At 74.7% G+C, this 16,924-nt stretch carries 6 protein-coding genes; all 6 read left to right on the forward strand.

Translation table 11 applies throughout. The features are described 5' to 3' along the window. Positions 1–172: 172 nt before the first annotated feature. From ACGFIA_RS06470 to ACGFIA_RS06495, 6 genes are read left to right on the forward strand one after another with little or no spacing between them, the layout of a single operon-like run. Positions 173–583: a YbaB/EbfC family nucleoid-associated protein gene (locus ACGFIA_RS06470; RefSeq protein ID WP_393258957.1), complete on the forward strand. Its 411-nt coding sequence runs from the start codon at positions 173–175 to the stop codon at positions 581–583. Continuing rightward, positions 580–1,464: a WXG100 family type VII secretion target gene (locus ACGFIA_RS06475; RefSeq protein WP_393258959.1), complete on the forward strand. Its 885-nt coding sequence runs from the start codon at positions 580–582 to the stop codon at positions 1,462–1,464. The genes ACGFIA_RS06470 and ACGFIA_RS06475 overlap by 4 nt, the downstream gene beginning before the upstream one ends. A 26-nt stretch (positions 1,465–1,490) precedes the next feature. After that, positions 1,491–15,131, forward strand: a complete 13,641-nt coding sequence (locus tag ACGFIA_RS06480; protein WP_393258961.1) for a hypothetical protein — start codon at positions 1,491–1,493, stop codon at positions 15,129–15,131. Beyond that, a complete protein-coding gene (locus ACGFIA_RS06485; protein ID WP_357387178.1) occupies positions 15,128–15,490 on the forward strand; it encodes a type VII secretion system-associated protein in 363 nt (120 codons plus the stop codon). The genes ACGFIA_RS06480 and ACGFIA_RS06485 overlap by 4 nt, the downstream gene beginning before the upstream one ends. Continuing rightward, on the forward strand, positions 15,487–15,984 hold the full coding sequence (locus tag ACGFIA_RS06490; protein WP_357387180.1) for a type VII secretion system-associated protein: 498 nt from the start codon (positions 15,487–15,489) through the stop codon (positions 15,982–15,984). The genes ACGFIA_RS06485 and ACGFIA_RS06490 overlap by 4 nt, the downstream gene beginning before the upstream one ends. Then, positions 15,981–16,901: a hypothetical protein gene (locus ACGFIA_RS06495; protein WP_357387182.1), complete on the forward strand. Its 921-nt coding sequence runs from the start codon at positions 15,981–15,983 to the stop codon at positions 16,899–16,901. Before ACGFIA_RS06490 ends, ACGFIA_RS06495 begins: the two co-directional genes overlap by 4 nt. Positions 16,902–16,924: the final 23 nt, after the last annotated feature.

A 16,924-nucleotide genomic window follows, 5' to 3' on the forward strand; every position in this document is an offset into this window, starting at 1 on the left:
CACCATGTCCGAACGTCACCCAACATTGCACGGCAGCGCCCCCGCAACCGCCCCCAGCGGCCGACAGCCCGGGAAGAGTGGTTGCACTTTCATGCACTGATCCCCGGCCGGAGTTCCGGCGCGACGCTCGTGGCGGCTTCACTTGACGGCGACGTCGAGGGAGTGGTCCGTCGTGAACTACAGCGAGCGCATCGAAGGCCTGTTCCAGGAGTACGAGCGGCAGCGCACCAGCCTCGCCGAGATGCAGGCCCGGATGAGCGCGCTCTCGGCCACCGCGACGTCACCGCGCCGCGAGGTGAGCGTCATCGTCGGCCAGAACGGCGTGCTGACCGACATCCAGTTCCCCTCCGGCGCCCACAAGCGGCTCACCACCGCCGACCTGACCCGGCTCATCCTGGACACCTACGCCGACGCCAAGGAACAGGTCATGAACCAGGCGGCCGACGTGCTGGCGCCGATGCTGCCGGACGGCCTGGACGCCCACAAGCTGGTCCGGGGCCAGGCCGGGGCGGACGCGTTCCTGCCGAAGGAACCCCGCATGGTGACGAGCGTGCGGGAACTCCTGACCCGGGGGCCCGAATGATCAGCAACAATCCCGGCGGGCGGCTGTGGGTCGACCCGGACGGGGTGGAGGGGCTCGGCAAGGCGTACGAGTCGCACGTGCAGCTCTACGACACGTACCTCACCCAGTTGACCGCGCTGCGCGCCCGCTACGCCAGGGCCTGGGGCGACGACGACATGGGCGAGCAGTTCTCGACGAAGTTCCTGGAGGGCCTGGACAACCTCGAAGCGATCATCGGCGGCGTCCGGGGAACCCTGCGCTACACCGCACAGGGGCTCACCGAGAGCAGCCGGGCGTACCGGGAGGCGGACGAGGCCGCCCTCGACGTCAGCCGGAAGATGACGAAGGACTTCGACGGCCTGGACGGCCTCACGTACCCCCGGCGGGCGGTGGTCGCGGACCCGGTGCTGGAGCCCACCGCGGAGGGTGAGCCGCGCCGGCCGCATCTGACGTCCCGTCGGCTGGCGCTCGCCGAACCGGTCGCCGAACAGGCCGGGGTCGCTCCGCGGCAGTACGGCACCCCGATGCTGCCCGTCCAGCCCGCCGAGCCGCTGATCCCGCTCATCGCCGCCCACCCGGCCATCTCGTCGTACTTCGTGCGGCCGGAGTACGCGACCGCCCACGTCGGCGGCCGGCCGCTGCCCGAGGGGTACCGGCTGATCGCACTCAACCCGTTCGAGGACGGCAGCACCCGGGTGGACGCGAACCTCTACGACTCGATCACCCCGCTGGCCGGGACGCCCGTGACCACCCCGGACGGCAAGCCGATCGATCCCGGGCAGGGCCGGCTCTTCGTCGTCAGGGAGAACCCGGCCGTCGACCCCACCGCACCCGGCTACCAGCCGCTTTACCTGAGCTACGCGCCGGACGGCACACCCACCCCGATCATCCCCGGCGCCTGAGCCACCCACAGGTGCCCCGGTAGGACATGCCCGACTTCCACATCCCCAACGACCCGCAGTGGCAGTGGGCGTACGACCTGATCCTCGTCGCCGTCGGCGAGGAGTATCCGAAGGCCGACCCCACCGCCCTGCGGGCCATGGGCGACGAGCTGTACGCGCTCAGCAGCACCATCCTCAACGGGATGGGTGCCACCGCCAACCTCGGCTACGGGCTGGCCGGGAGCCTGTCCGGCCCGGCGATGGACGCGTTCCAGCACTACCAGGTGGGGATCACCAAGAACGTGCCGGCCGGCGGCAACATCGCCCTGGCCCTGGGCGGCTCGGCCTACAACTTCGCACTGGACTCGGAGAACACCCAGTACAACATCGTCATCGCGGCCTTCACCCAGGTCGTCGAGATCGCCATCGCGCTGGCCTCCGGCTTCGGCGCGGCGGCGGTGCCCGCCCTGATCAGGATCGGTCAGGAGATCGTCGGGGCTCTGATCGGCCTGCTCCGCCAGCGGCTGCGGAACCTGCTGATGCGGCTGACCTGGGAGGCGTTCCAGGAAGGGCTGGAGGAACTCTGGCAGAGCGCCGCCGCCCAGGTGACCCAGATCATCGAGGGCAACCGCAAGTCCCTGGACTACAAGGACCTCGGGCTGGCGTTCGCCGGTGGCGCCTTCATCGGCGCGGGCGTCAGCGGCATGCAGATGATCGGCGGCAAGTTCTTCCCGAAGATCAATAACAACGTCCTGTCGCGGGAAGGGCTGTCGGCGCTCGCCGAGACGCTGTTCGAGGGCCTGTTCACCATGATGGTCGGCGGCGGAGGCTTCAACCCGTGGGCCACCATGAGCTCGTCGATGATCGGCGGGATGGCCCACCACTACGCCACGGTTGCCGGCCAGAGCTACGGCCCCGGCGCCGCCGCCGGGGCGCCACCGCCGACGATCGAGACGAAGAACCTCACCACCACCGCGCCCACGCCGCCGACGACGACAGTTGACGGGCCAGCAGTACCCCCACCCGTCGGCTCTCCCACCGGCCCGGGCGGTCAGAGCGGTGGCCCGGGTCCGCAGCCCTCGGGCGGGCCGACCACCGGAGGCGCCGGTCAGGGGTCCGGCCCGGGCGAGGCCGGAACCCGGGGGCCGTCGCCTCAGGGCGCCGGTGATCCGGCTGCCGGCCAGGGCAGTGCCGGGGACACCACTCCAGGCGGCCAGGCTCCGGGCAGCCAGACCGCCGAAGGTCAGGTTCCGGGCGGACAGACTGCGGGCGGCCCTACCTCCGGCGGACAGACCGCCGACGGCCGAGCCCCGGGCGGACAGATCTCGGGCGGGCAGACCGCAGGCGGACAGGCCGTGGATGGTCCGGGCGTCGGCGGTCAGGTCGGCGACGGGTCACAGGGCGGCATCCAGAACGGCGACACGAGCCCGAACGGCACCGGAGGCCAGAGCCCGAGCGGGCTCGGCGCCGCGACCCCGGCGACCGGCACCGACCCGCGTGGAGCCGGCGGTCCCGCCCCGGGGCCGAGCCCGGCCGCCGGCACCGAGGGGACGTCGCCGCGCGCGGACGCGACGGGCGCGCCGAGCGGCAGCCCGGCGAGCACCGGTGCGCCCACGACCGGCACCCCGGCCGCCGTCGCCGGCCTCACCACGCCCCACGGCGGCGGCCTTCCCGGTTTCGACGCGCCGGCGTCGAACGGCGGGCCGGCCGCTCTCGACACACCGGCGCCCGTGGCCCCGCCCGCCACCGCCGCCGGCCCGGCGGCAGTCCCGACCGGCCCGTCACCGTCCACCGGCACGCCCGGCACGGGCGCGGCGACCGCCAACGGCACACCACCTACCGGCACACCGGGCACCTCCACGCCGGGCACCGGCGCACCGAGCACCAACGGCAGCCCGCTTACCGGCTCGCCGAACACTGGCTCGCCGCCGACCACCGCGTCCACGGGTTCGCCGACCGGGACCCCGAGCACCGGCCAACCGACCACGAGCACGTCGTCCACGGATCCGGCGACCACCGGCCGTCCGGCCGCTTCCCCGCGTGACGTCGCCGGCGCCGCGGAGGCGCCCCCGCCGCCGCTGGCGCCCGTCGGCGGGATCTCGGTCGACGGTCCGGCCGTGGCCGCCTCACCGGCCACCGACCCCGGTGTCGCGGGACCGTCCTCACCGGAGCCGGTCGTCGCGGTGCCCGGCCCGGTCGCCGCCGTCGACACGCCGGGCGACGGCACGTCGGATGCCCAGGTCGACGCCGACGGTCCCGGCACGGGGACGGGCCGGGCCGGCGACCCGGAGACGGGCGCCGTCGACACCACGCCGACGCCGGACGGAGCGACGACGCAGCAGCACGGGACCGTCGAGCCGACGCCGGCCCCTCCCGCGCCGATCGCCGGCGCGGACCTTCCCGCGCCCACCCGGCCCACGCCGAGCCCGCAGTTCCAGCAGGCCAAGGCGAGCGCGGAGCCGAAACGGCTGCGCACCGAACGGTACGTGCCCTGGAAGGACACCGTCGTCCCCGGCACCCACCTGCTGCGCGGCGAGATCACGACGATCGACTTCACCACAAGGGAGTTCACCGCCGACGGCCGGGACTACCGGTCGTTCGACGTACACCTGGATCTGGTCTCGAAGAACGACCAGATGTCCCCGCGGGAGTTGCGCGACTTCGCGGCGACGGTGCAGCGCACCGTCGACGAGATGGTCAACGGCAGATACACGCTGCCCGACGGTCGCCTGCTGCACATCGACCTGGTCGTCGACACTCCCCCGTGGCGCGACGGCATGACCCGCGACTGGCAGGCCGACCCACGCCGTAACCCGCCGGTGGAGGTGACCTCGCAGGACGGGGTGAGCACCGACCAGCACGTGTGGAACACCGGCGACCGCCTGCCAGTGATGGTGCACGAGGTGATGCACTACCTCGGGGCCAAGGAGGGTCACCAGGCCCCCGAGCACCTCTTCACCACCGTGCCCCGGCCGGGGGTGATGGGTGTCGAGGTCGACACGCTGCCGATGTCGGAGCAGGACGGGATTTCGGCCGGGCCGGTCGACTATCTCACCGCACAGGATCTGGCGACGATCCACGACGTCGCGCTGACCGCCGGACCGGTGCGCGACCTTCCGGCACCGCAGGCGCCGCGCGAGCAGACACCGGACCCGTACCCGAACCCGCAGGTCCCGTCGCGCGCCCCGGCCCCGCCACCACCGCCGCCGCCACCGGGCGTCCCGGTGCCACCGCCGCCACCGCCGGGTGTCCCGGTACCGCCACCACCGCCACCGGGTGCCGCGCTGGGTGTTCAGGGCCCGCCGCCTCCCCCGGGGATGCCTCCACCGCTGGGGATGCCGCCGCCTCCGGCCGCGCCCGGGTTCCCGCCGCCTCCGGCGCCCGGACCGGCGAACCGGAACTCCGCCCCACCACCCAGGGCGGACCTCTCCACAGCCACGCTGCCGCCCCGGCAGCAGCCCGTGCCGACGGCGGTCGGGCAGAGGCTCACCGCGAAGTACCAGGTGGTGCACGTCCTCGACCAGGGTTCACCCGGACTGGGCCACCAGGCCGCGACGGTCGCCATGCTCGACGGGCTGGCCGCTACCGGCTACCGGGGCACTGTCGTGCTGACCTATCCCAGCAACAAGACGCCGTACTACGCGGGGCAGCTCGGCCGGCAGTCCGACTTCGACGACCCGGTGGGCTCCTACGATCTGTTCCACCGCGAGTGGACCGGTCGCCGGGGCGACATGGATGTCGTCATGCGACCGCAACAGCCGGCCGAGCAGAAGGCCGCCGCCGCCCTCCGCACGGAGGTGAACTGGAAGACGAGGCAGTGGCCCGGCGCCGCGCAGGCCCCCGAATGGCAGAAGGAGCTGCAGCCGGGGTTCCGGAAGAAGACGGAGGACGAGCAGAACAACACGCAGGGCCTGCGCCTCGACCAGATCGGCGCCGACCCGCTCCCCCCGGGCACGGTCCTGACCGTGCTGCCCGCCGTCGACGTGCCGAAGAACGACGACGAGTCGGAGATGACCGACGATCAGCGGAAGGAGTGGTTCCAGGAGTCCTGGGTGCGCCGGCTACGCGACGCCCACGGCGACCACGACCTGCTCACGCTCCAGCCGTTCCTGTGGGACAAGTTCCCCCGCCAGTTCCACAGCCCGAACGCGCCGGTGAAGGATCTCGACACGATCCTGACCGGTGTCCCGTCCTACCGTGGCCGACCATCGGCAACCCCGCCGCCCAGTGCCGGGGCGGTGATCAGGGACACCGGCGTTTCCGGGGCCGACGGCCTCGCGGACCTGGTCGACGACGAGGGCACCGACGTGGTGCTCGTCTACTACGGCAAGACGCGGGTCACGCCGGAGCACGGCGACGTGGTCCGCCGGCTGACGACTGGCGCCCGGCAGGACCGGCCGACAGTCGTCCTGGTGGTCGGCGACGCGACGCGGGCCCTTCCCACGGCCGGGGCCCCGGTCCACGTCGCCGCCCTGCCCCGCGTCACGCCGGAACAGATGGCCGGGCTGCGCGAGCGCGCCACGCTCGTGGCCACCGAGGGCGCGAACACCTGGCAGGAGTCGCTCGCGGCGGGCAGACCCACGCTCTCCGTGACCGCGTCCGCAGGTGACACCCGCCCCTGGCAACACGAGCCCGCGTCGTTCCACGACGACCCCGAGCTCACCGGTGGCCGCACTCTGCTCGACCGGGCGTCGCACCACCTCCGTACCGGGACGGACCCGGACGCGCTGCGCGACTTCGTCGAGGACCGCGACGGCGCCGTCCGCACGTACTTCGACAGATGGCGCGAGGCGCTCGGCGAGCCCGGCTCCGATCAGGTCGACCAGGCCCTCGCCACGGTCACCGGCCTGCCACTGGACCCGGACGCCCGCCCGCGCGCCGACACGTCGCCGAGCGCGCCCCCGATCGACACCGCCGCACGTCAGCAGGGCACCCCGCCGCCCCGGTTCGACGTGCCCAAGACCCGCGACGAGATCGCCCAGGCACGCGCCGCGCAGCGCGACACCGCGCCGCACCGGGTCGCGAACACCAGCGCGTACGACGTCATCGACCGGGGACCCCACCCCGACACCCGCGTGCCCGGCGTGGTCGCGCGCTCGTACGAGCAGGCCGGTCTGCCCCTTCCGGCCGACGACCGGCCCCGCCTGCGCCTCGACGCGGTCGACAACCGCATCGCGTACGACCATCGGGTGCTGGGCCTCGGCGACCGTGACGTGCAGGACTTCACGGTCAAGGTCTTCCTCGACGCGCGGGACGCCACGGCGGCCTCCGCCCGGCCCGACATCCAGACCCGGGTACGCGACGCGGTGGACCGCGTCTACAACCAGGGCTTCCGGATCGGCGACGATCAACTGAACGTCACTGTGGAGTTCGTGGCGACGCCCAGCGAGGCGCACGCCACCGTCGCGCTGCACGGCACTCCGGCGCCGGCCACCCAGACCACCTGGTCGACGCACTCGTCCGACCTCGATCTCGCGCACGAGATCGGGCACTTCCTCGGCCTGCGCGACGAGTACCCGGTGGCGGACCGCGCCCTGGACGCCACGTTCGTCCAGGGCGACACCTCGCTGATGGCGACCACCACGCCGGAGCACGATCCGGGGCTGCTGGCGCGCAACGTCGACCGGATCGCCGGTCAGCAGGATGCCGTGCTCTCGCCCGACCGCGGCGGGCTGCCGCCTCGGACGGCGCCGGTCCGCTTCGAGCCGGTACGGGTGGCGGGCGGCCGCAACGCGCGGTTCGACGAGCTGACCCGGCACACCCGCGAGGTCGGTCCGGGCAACTACCGGCAGGTGAGTGCCGCGCTCAAGGACGAGGGAGCGCCGATCGGGTTCGTCGTCAACTCGATGCTGCCCGCCGAGGACGTCGACCAGATCCCCGAGGTGGTCCGCGCCGTCACCGAGGGACTCGCCCCCGGCACCACTGTCGCGTTCGTCTTCGGCGTCAACACCACCGCCGAGACGCCCGACCTCGCCTTCCGGGACGCGGTCGCCCGAGCCGCCCGGCTGGTGGAGGGCCTCGACGTGCCGGTGGCGGTGAACGGCTACGCGGTCGGCACGAAGGGCGGCAAGTTCCCGTACGGCCGCACCCGCAACCAGGTGCTCCGCGACCCCGACACGGTGGCCGCGATCCAGGGCCTCGTCCAGGGCGACCCGGCCCGCGAGGAGCGGCGCTACCCGTACGTGTCGATCCAGGACTTCGACCGGGGTGCCCGTACGACGGCGGACGGCACCCACGTCTTCGACCGCATCGACGGCCGGACCCGCTTCGACCCGGAGTCGACAGGACCGCAGGACGAGCCGCCGGCCCGGCCTTTGATGATCTCCGGTGGTTACCGGGTCGGCGACACCGAGGAGCTGATCCGGCGTACCCGTGAGCGGCTGGACCGGCGTGTACGCGACCACCAGGCGAGGATCGCCGACCTCACCACACGCGGCCCGGGCGCGCGCCGGGAACTCGGGATCGAGCGGCAGAAGCTGACCGCCGTCCTGGAGGGCCTCGCCACGTTCGACACGCAGGCCGGGCGGGACGCCTTCGTCCAGGACTTCACCGACGCCGTGGACGAGGACATGCGGTCCCGGGACCGGCAGGCCACCGTCCACCCGATGCTCCCGTACTCGCCGGAGCCGAACCTGTTCGTCGACGGCCTGCTCACCCTCGGCCGGCCCGAGGTCCGGTTCGGCGAGGCGGGCGCGGAGTTCCTCATGCTGGCCGAGAGCCTGCACCAGGCGTACGGCGAGGAGCTCGCCGTCGCCCACGGCGCGGCGACGCCGGCCGGCCTGCCCGCGGACGTCCTCACCGTCGACGTGCAGGTCCAGTCGCAGAACAACAGGCATCCCGACCGCGACCTGGCGTTCATGACGGACTTCGTGGGCGCCGCCACGCCCACCGACCTGTCCCGGCTCGCCGCCGACTTCGCCGTCGTCCACGCCCTCCCGCAGTCGCACGCCGTGCCCACGAACGCCAACCGGCAGCTGTTCTACACCGAGGGCACCGGCTTCAAGGAGTACCGGGCCGACCTGCGCAAGCCAAACGTCGCCGCCTCGAAGCCGTTCGCCGCGCCCACCGACGCCGGAGCCGGATCGCCGACGTGGCAGCAGTCGCTCACCGCGCGGCAGCTCCGGCAGCTCGGCGCGCAACCGCACAACCGGTACGTCACCGCCGTCTCGCTGCCCGCGCCGGACACCGGTCCGGCGCCGGACGTCCCGCCCGCCGTCGACCCCGACCTGGATCCGTCGCGGCCGGCCCGGACCGTGGGCCTGCCGAACAGCCAGCGTCTCGTCGCCGCGCACCTCATGGCGACGTCCGACGACCCCGGGACCATCCAGCAGGAGTTCGCCGTCGCCACCGCCGTCGCCGTCCGCGGCGGGATCGACAGGCAACCCGGTTCGCTCTACGACGCGATCGCCGCCGAGCTGCCCGGAGGGGACGCGGACGCCCTGCGGTTGAGCACGCTCCGCGCCGGACGGGACGTGATGAGTCTCGACGAGGCCGCGGCGATGCGGCGGCGCAATCCGTACGACAACAGCCAGTTCGTCCGGGCCGCGCTCGCCCCCGACCCCGGCGGGCGGCGCCGCGACACGCCTGTCGACGACGCCGAGCGGCGCGGCATCGGCAACGCGCACGACGTGGTCGAGCTCGCCGCGGCCCGGGGCACCCACGTGCACCTCGTCGTGTACGACGACCCGGCCGGTACGCCGCGCGACTACCCGGTGATCGGCGCCCGGCCGCTGAGCCGGCTGGAACTGGTCCGCACGATCGACCCGGCGGGCCACGTCACCTACACCCGCCGGGAGCCACCGCCGCCGGCCCCGGCCGACGACACCGACACCGGCAGCGAGCCCGGCGGCTTCGACCTGTTCGGCGACGGCGACGACGACGGCTTCGGCGACTTCGGCGCCGGCTTCGGCGAGCACGACGACGGTGACGGCAGCGACGACCACGACGGCGACGACGCCCCGGTCACCCGGTCGACAGCCGAGGACGACACGACCACCGGGACCACCGCCACGAGAGACACCGTAGAAGAAACCACAGCGGGCGAGACGACCACCGCAGCCGAGACCGCCACCGGGAGGGCCACCGCGGAAGAGAGCGCCGCGGAAGAGAGCGCCGCGGAAGGGACCACCACCCGGGAGGACGCCGTGGGCGGGGCCGGCGCGTCGCCGGCGACCACCGGGACCACCGCAGCGCTGCCGTCGTCCGACGAGGTACGCCGGAGCCTGTCGTCCTACCTGCGGGAGAGCCGGACCCTCGGGCTCGCCGAGCAGTTGCGCGCCACCGAGAACGCGGACCTCGGCGCGGCGCTGCGCACCCTCGACCCCGGCCTGTCCGACGAGTTCGTCGACGCGGTGGCGGCGGACAGCCGCGACGACGTGGACCAGTTCCTCGGCGAGGGCCGCCCCTACCCGGTCACGATCGGGGGGCACCCGGCCGAACTGCTCGTCACCGCCGTCCTCGACTGGGACGCGGTCCGCGTGGACCGGGCCCACGACGACAAGCGCAAGGTCACCGCCAAGACCCGGGAGAACCTCACCCACAAGCTGCGCCACAACCGGGACCAGCGGGTCGAGCCGAAGGTGACTGTCACGGCGATACCCGGTGTCGTGGTCGGCGTCGGTGGTTCGGTGCCGACGGCGCCCGTCACCGAGCACTCCGCCGAGCACAAGGACACGTTCACGTCCACCACGACGGTCAAGGTCGCGGGGCTGACCGAGGTGACGGTGCCGGTCCGGTTCGTCGCCCGGCTCGTGCGGCCCGGCCGTCCCGCCGCCGGACCGGTCGAGGCCTCGGGCACCGTGGCTCTCGCCGTACACACGGGGTTGCGGACGGCAGACGCGACAGCGCCGGCCGCCGCGGACCGCACGCTCGGCGCGCCGGTGCCGGACCGGTTCGGGGTGGAGAGCGTCCGGAGCCGGCCGGCCGATCCGGACGCCACGTTCTTCGACCAGGTGGAGGCGATCCTCGCCGAGGACGGCATGGCCGACCTGGTCCGGATCGGCGCACCCGGCCGCCCGGTGATGCAGAAGCTGCTCAGCACGGCGTCGATCTCCGGCAGCCTGCCGAAGATGGTGGTCACCGACCCGGCGAACGTCCACGACGGCTGGGTGCGGTCGGGTGCGCTGCCGCGCGCCGCGCGCACCGGATGGCGGCGCTTCTTCCCGGGCCGCGCCCGGCAGGTCGAGGTCCGCCTGGTCGCCCGGCACGTCGAGGAGGTGGAACGGGTCGAGGGGGTGACGCACATCGACACGGCCGCGCTCGCCGGCGAGGGCACCGGCGGCGCCACCACCAAGCGGCCGTGGGGCCTGTGGGGCCTCGGCGGCGCCGGACTGGACGCCGCGCCGTTGAGCCTGGTCGTGGGGCCCCGGGTCGGCGGCGGCCGGGAGCGTGGCGCCACCCAGACGATCGCCGAGCGGACCGGCGGCAAGCAGACGGTGACGGGCACCGCGCCGGGCGTCCGGTACCGGGTCGAGTACGGCGTGCAGGTGCGCGTCCTGGGCCGCGCGCCACGGATGCTGTCCGGTTCCGTCGACGCGCTCCAGTGGACCACCGGCGACCGGCTGCCCGGCACCGCCCTCGACCCGAACGGCCTGGAGTGGCGCGGACGGCGCGGCACCGCCCGCACCCACTTCGCACCGGCCCGCGTCGAGCACGGCGAGTCGTTCGGCGGCGCGTACCTGACCCGGGTGGGCGACCGGAGCCTGTACGAGACGGTCGCCGACGCGGTCCGCTCGGTGCCCGGTCACCGCCGGTTCCGTCTGGCCACGCCCGAGGAGACGCTGCGGCACTTCGGCGACGCGCGGCTCACCGACGGGCTGACGCCCGAGCTTCAGGCGGCGCTGAACCGGGACACGGACCTGAAGACCCAGCTCTCCCCCGACCAGTTGCGCCACCTGGCGGACCGGATCGTCGGGCCCGGGCTGAGGATCCCGCTGATCCGCACCGGCACGTTCCACGACCACGTCACTGTGGTGACCATCCGGGGCAGCCTCGGCGAGGTGTCCGACGGTGACCTGGTCAACCGGGACAAGATCGGCACCGCCGACAAGCGGACCGCCAGGTCCACGGTGACCAGTGCCCGCGACGACAGCCGGTCGGCCGAGCTGAGCCTGGAGCCCCGCGTCCTGGGCCCGCTCGGCCAGGCCGCCTCGACGCTGCTCGGCGGGCCGCGCGCCGCGATCACCTGGGGCACCACCGACGAGAGCGCCGTCACCGGGGGGCAGTCCGTCGAGAGCGACCACGGGCCGGAGCTCGACGACGAGGGCAAGCCCACCGGGGTACGGCTGCGCGAGTTCGCCGCCACCCTCGACCTGACCGTCACGACCCGGTCCACGGTGCGGGTCAACCAGGCGGGGCGGCAGCTCTCCCTCGGGACGTACGGCCGGGACGTGCCCACCGTCGTCGCCTCGTCCGAGACGCGTCCCCGCACGCACCGCCTCGACGTGCGCATGCTCGTGCCGGAGACGCGGGTCTCCCGGCGACGCCCGGACGCGGAGCCCAGCCCGGCTCCCCGCGACGTGGAGACCATCGCGTACCCGCCCCCGTTGAGCCGGATGACCGGCGGACCGCACGACCTCGACGGACGCCGGGTGGAGTCGTTCGTCGGCGCCGACCGGTTGCAGGAGGCGGTGGTCGAGACGCTGCGTGAGGCCGCCCGGGACGACGTCTACGCCGTCGAGGACGGCCGGATCTCCACTGTGGTCGCCGACGAACTGTCACCGGAGCGCCTCACCGGTGACGCCGAGCTGTTCAGCCGCCCGCTGGCGCTGAGCAACCTGTGGCACGGCCGCCGGGCCGCCGACGCCCGCGCCGACGTGCGGGTACGGCTGCGCCCGACCAACCCGACGGTGCTCGACGGCGCCGAGTTCGCCCGGGTCAAGCGGACCTTCGCCAGCGGCACCGCCCGCAAGAGCACGCACACGCGCGCGGCCGAGCTGAGCGTCTCCGGCACCGGTGTCGCCGCTGTCAGCGGGCCGGTCGCCGACCACGGCGGCAGCACCGGCCGGCCCGGCGGCGCCGTCATCCTGTCCGTCACGCCGTGGCGGCGGGCCTGGGGCCGGATCAGCGAGCGCAGCGCGTCCGGGGTCGCCAAGCTCCGCCTTGGCGGCGGCCGGGCCGAACGCGAACTGCTGGTACGGGTGGACGTGGAGGCCGAGGTGGTGGCCGAGGCCCGGCACGACAGCAACCTGCGCCCGCTGGGCCGCTGGCCCGGGTCGCCGGCCCGGCGGGCCGGTCGGCGGCTCACCCTGCCCGGCGCGGTGGTCATGCGGATGACACCGGCGGAGCTGAGGCGACTCCAGGACCGCGACCGCGCCCGCCGGCACGGCACCGCAGACGTGCGCCTGCAACTGCGGCACGCGGAGGACGCCGAGACGCTGCGCGCCGACCAGCGCGAGCAGGTCGCCCGGATGGTGAGCGAACAGGCCACCGAACGCGGGAACCTGCTGCGGCGCCAGCACACCGAGCTGCGCGCCGCCCGCGCGTACGTCGACCGGGTCCGCCGGGACCGCGACGTCGGCGAGACGGACCGGCGGCGCGTCGACGACGCCTTCACCGACCTTCAGGACCGCCACCGGCGCGAACTCGGGGAGCTGGACGCGCGCCACAGAGCGGCGGTGGATGCGCTGAAGCAGACGCAGGAGCGGGAGCGGGCCGCGCGGGCCGCGCATCAGCAGCGGGAACGCGACCTGGTACGCGAGGCGCAGCAGCGGCAGGACGAGGAGGCGGCCGGCTCCGCCGCGCCGGCCGACGCGACACCACAGCCGTTCCGGCCCGGGCCGGAACGATCGTTCGGCATCGGCGGCGTCACCACCCACGTCGACCTCACCGACCGCATCCCGCACCTGCGGCGTGCCCTGGCCCGGGAGTCCAGTGAGGAACTCGCCCAGGCGATCCTGCCGGCCACCCGGGACCGCGGCCCCGGCGACCCGATCCGGGGGCTCGGCAGCAGCGGGTTCCTCGGCGCCGCCCACCTGCACCTGGCCGACGCGCTCAACGGCGGCCGCAGCGAGACGGTACGGCTGGAACGGCGGTTCCGGGGTGCCACGTATCACGTCACGCTGACCGCCGAACCGGTGGCGGAGCCGAGCTTCACCGGCATCGAGCTGGTCGACGAGCTGTCGGTCACCGACCGCTCGGTCGTCGGCGAGGCGCAGACCCGCACCACCTCCCGGACGGCGGCGCAGGTCACGCTGACCGCGCGGGGGCAGGGCACCGAGACCGACCGGGTCCAGGACGACGCCACCCGCACCACCGGCCACGGCCCGTCCTCCGGCACCGTCGCCGCCGGCCTCAGCGGCACCGCCGCCCTCGGCAACCAGGCCACCAAGACGACCGAGCGCACCGGCCGGACGTACGAGCAGTCGCTTACCGTGTCCGGCCCGGTGCCCACGTACCGCGGGCCGGTCCGGCTCACCGTCACCGTCACCGGACGCGGGCTGCCCGAGGGCGGCGTGTCGATCCAGGCGGTCCGCGACGTCACCACGTACTCGGCGACCGAGGGCAGGCCACCTGCCGTCTCCGGTCCGGTCACGCCGGTGCCCGCCGGGCAGACCACCGACGAGGGCCGGCGGCCGTGGCGCGAGGCGGCCGGCTTCGACCGGCTGCCCGAGCCGGGCCGGTTCGCCGTCCAGGACGTCCTGGTCGACCTGCCCGGCCTGCACGAGGCGGCCCGGCAGGCGCTCATCGCCTCCGGCGCCGACCCCGGCCGGGACGTCGCCGCCGCGCTGCGCGACACCCTGACGGTGAGCCGGATCAAGGCGCTGCCGGCGATGCTGGACGGCGCGTTCCCGCTGCCGATGCCGGCCGCGCTGGGCCGCGACCTGTTCCTCGACGCCCGCCTGGTGGCCCGTCCCACCCTCCTGCGGGCGGACGCCACAGTGAAGATCGGCGGCTCGGCGAAGCGCAACACGGACACCGAGTACGAGCGGACAGCGGGCAGTTCGCTCACGGTGAAGGCGGCCGGGCCGCTCGTCGCCGGCGGGGTCGGTCATCCGGGCGGCGCGAGCCGGGTGGGCGAGCGGCAGGACTTCGCCGCCGTCAACGCCTCCTCGCTGGTCGAGCAGCAGCTCTACCGCACCGACCCGGGCGCCCAGGTGAAGGACGAGGGCAAGGTGGCGGTCAGCGCGACCGGCAAGCCGATCCGTCGCACCGACCCGGACGACAAGATCACCGCGGCGGTCCGGTACGACGTCGAGTTCCGTTTCGTCGCCCGTTCCCGTGACGGCCGGCACCGGGCCGGCACCGAGGTCCGGGTCCCGGGCGGCTTCGTCGTCCGGCTGGACGAGGCGGCCGCCCGCGACGCCACCGGCCGGGACCTCTCCCCCGCGCTGCGCGCGTCCGCGCTCGCCGTCGCGGACGCGGCGAAGAAGATGTCGGAGGCGGCGGCCCGCCTGGACGGGCTGACGTCCCGGACGGACTCGACAGCGGAGTCCGTCGCCGAGGCCGAGCGGGCCCTGACGGAGGCGGAGAACGCCTGGTGGAACGCCTACCGGGCACACGAGGACGAGGTGGCCCGGCCACCGGCCCCGGTCCCGCCGGTCGCCGGACCGGCCACCGGGGCCGCCACGCCCACCGCACCGGCGTCCGGCGCCGGCGGTGCCGTGCGCCCGCCCACCCCCGGCCACGACGACAGGCGGCGTCCGGTCGAGGTACGCGACGCGGACCGCCGCCACCCGGAGGAACCATGACCGACAGCGCCGAGCCGCTGGACGTGCTGCTGCGCCGGATGATGCGCGGCGACGCCCCGGTGGAGCGGGTCCAGTCCGCGCTGCGCGGCTCCCGGTTCGACCTGGCGATGAACGGCGACGGCCGCCCGCTGATCGTCCGTTCCTTCGACGACATGCCCTGCGTGGTCGTGGCCACCTCGGCCGAGGAGCGGGCGCGCACCTTCGCGCCGCGGTGGCGCCGGGTCGAGACGGCCGAGCTGGCCGAGTTGCTTCCGGACGGCATCGACGTCCTCGTCGACCCGTCCGGCCCCGAGCCGGTACGTCTGGCCGCCGCGCTCGTCTGGCACGCGCTCCTGTTCACGGACGAGGACGCCGGATGAGCGACGTGGACTTCCTGTTCCTGCTCGACCCGGAGTGGCCGGCCGACGACGATGATCCGCCGTTCGAGGCGGTCGTCGGGGTGTGGCAGGTCGGCGAGGACGGCGAGGTGGGCGAGTTCCGGAGCAACCCGGACTACCGCCCGTCCTTCCCGGACTCCCCCACCGACCCGGTCGACGCGCTGCTGCGCCTGATCGCGGCCGGCGCGGCGCAGCCGGCGCACCTGCGGGCGGTCCTGCGCGCCGGCACCCTGCACCTGGCGGTGAACGGCGACGGGCGGCCACTTGTCGTACCCGCCCCGGACGACGAACGGTGCGTGGTGGTAGCGACCGGCGAAGCACACCGGGCGCGGGTGCCGTCCCCCGGCTGGCGGCAGGTCGACCTGGCGGAACTGGCGGCCGTGGCCGGTGACCGCGATGCGCTCGTCAACGCCGGCGGGGCCGCGCCGGCCCGGCTGGCCGCCGCCTTCCTGCGCGAGACGGCGGCGACGCGATGAGCACCGGCGTGCTGCACCTGCTCTGCCTGCGCGCCGCCGGCCGGATGCCGGACCAGGAACTCGCCGGCTTGCGCGCGCGGCTCGCGCACGGCGACCGGAGCGCCTGCGCGGCCGGGCTGCTCGGCGCGTTCCCGCAGTCCGCGGCCGAGATCGCCGCGCTCACCGCGCTGCTGCCCCCGGAGACGCCGCTGCTGCCCGACCCGGCGGCGGACGAGGACGTGGACACCGGCCCGGCGGCGGTGTTCATCCCGTTCCCGCCGGCCGACCTGCCGCTGTACGCGACGGCCGCGCCGCCGGTGGTGGACGAGACAGCGGGCGGCACCGTGGACGGCCTCGACCAGGTACTGCTCGACGTGCTGGACCCGGCGCACACCGCCGGGGTGTGGCGCTGCTGGCGGATCACCCCGGGACCGGACGACACGGTGGACGCGGCGCGCGTCTACCTGGTCGAGGCGGCGACGCCCGACGACGAGCTGCCCGTGATCGCCGACCGGGGGCAGGCGGCGCTCGCCGACGCCGGGCACGCCGCACCGGTCGAGGTCTACCGGCACGACCTGCCGCTGCCCGCGTACCAGTGGGCGGCCCGGTCGCGGTCCGCGCTGATCTGGGCCCCGGAACCGCCCGGCGAGGTACGCCTGGCCGCCGACGGGGACGCGCGGCTGCCGGTCGACGACGACGAGGTCGCGCCGTTCGTCGCCCACCTGCGGTCCGCGCCCGCGCTGACCGCGCGCCTGCGCACCGACGGCGTGTGGGTCTGGCCGGCCGACGTGGCCGACCGGCTGCTCGACGAGGGCACGCTGGCCGACGAGGGTCTGCTGTGGCACCTGCGGCGGTGCCGGGCCGATCCGCCCGCGCCGGCCGGCGCGGTCGCCGTCCACCGGGCGCTCGCCGCGCTGGTACGCGCCGGAGCGCTCTGACCGGGTGTACGAACGGCCCGGGT

The organism is Micromonospora sp. NPDC049203 (assembly GCF_043197215.1).
Lineage (GTDB): Bacteria > Actinomycetota > Actinomycetes > Mycobacteriales > Micromonosporaceae > Micromonospora.

What these genes read in the sequence shown, in the direction of transcription:
- ACGFIA_RS06475 (WP_393258959.1), top strand. Translation starts at nt 580, where the DNA reads ATGATCAGCAACAATCCCGGCGGGCGGCTGTGGGTCGACCCGGACGGG.
- ACGFIA_RS06480 (WP_393258961.1), top strand. Translation starts at nt 1,491, where the DNA reads ATGCCCGACTTCCACATCCCCAACGACCCGCAGTGGCAGTGGGCGTAC.
- ACGFIA_RS06485 (WP_357387178.1), top strand. Translation starts at nt 15,128, where the DNA reads ATGACCGACAGCGCCGAGCCGCTGGACGTGCTGCTGCGCCGGATGATG.
- ACGFIA_RS06490 (WP_357387180.1), top strand. Translation starts at nt 15,487, where the DNA reads ATGAGCGACGTGGACTTCCTGTTCCTGCTCGACCCGGAGTGGCCGGCC.
- ACGFIA_RS06495 (WP_357387182.1), top strand. Translation starts at nt 15,981, where the DNA reads ATGAGCACCGGCGTGCTGCACCTGCTCTGCCTGCGCGCCGCCGGCCGG.